Here is an 803-nt window from a genome sequence, read left to right as displayed (position 1 = left end):
GCTCAGCAATGCGATGGCCAAACACAGCGAAGAGATCATGTCGTTGCGCAACGCCGGGGATTGGGTGACATATTTGCGTCTGCTCGAAAATGGTTCGATCGCTTTTTCCCCGCGTTCGCTCAATTCACACCGCCGGCATCAGTCGAGCGTAACCATAGGAAATTTCGATCTCAGGCACCTACAGGAGATCAGGCAGGTACAGGCCGATACAATCCGCAGCCACGATCTTGGACCTGCCGCGCTCGAACGAGCGAGCATCTACAGCCATGAACTCAGTGAACGATTTGGTATTCCAATTCAAGAATGACGACGCTGGTGACTGTGGGGAGTTAGATGTCTACAGAGCGTCGAGGAGATTTTAGTGAGAGTTCTTTTTCTGGGAGCGCCAATAGCTCCGCATCCTGATCCGCAGATTGCTTTTGAAAAGAAATTCGAAATCATTGGATATAACACCGGAAATCTTCTGATAGGGCAGTCTCTGTTCGAGGAAATTCGCTTTGAAGAGTTCGGTCAGGGGTTGGACTATTCCCCGCAAGAAGCAAACGAACGTTTCGACATCATTGCTATCGCCGCAGCAAATTTCATTTTCAAAAATTTTGATTTGTCCTACTTGGCTGACTTTATCGAGCCGACCAAGCTGCCATGCTTGGTTGCCGGCCTCGGGGCGCAAGCTTCTATCATCGGTGAAAAAGTCACAGATATCCCAGAGGGCAGTAAACGCTTCCTTCGTATCATATCGGAACGCAGCAAGACCGTGGGCGTGCGTGGCCATTTTACGGCTGAAGTCATGAATGACTTTGGGA

2 protein-coding genes are annotated in these 803 nt (G+C 49.9%); both read left to right on the top strand.

What is annotated here, in order from left to right; all coding sequences use genetic code 11:
• Positions 1–307 (top strand): hypothetical protein (locus tag EN939_RS36390; RefSeq protein ID WP_206528460.1); only part of this gene is annotated, 307 nt, incomplete at its 5' end.
• Positions 308–361: 54 nt separating this feature from the next.
• Positions 362–803 (top strand): hypothetical protein (locus tag EN939_RS36385; RefSeq protein ID WP_206528459.1); only part of this gene is annotated, 442 nt, incomplete at its 3' end.

It is taken from the genome of Mesorhizobium sp. M7A.F.Ca.CA.002.05.1.1 (genome assembly GCF_003998335.1).
In the GTDB taxonomy this organism is placed as follows: domain Bacteria; phylum Pseudomonadota; class Alphaproteobacteria; order Rhizobiales; family Rhizobiaceae; genus Mesorhizobium.
The sequence above is the reverse complement of the archived record's forward strand: the minus strand, read 5'-3'. Positions and strand labels throughout refer to the sequence as shown.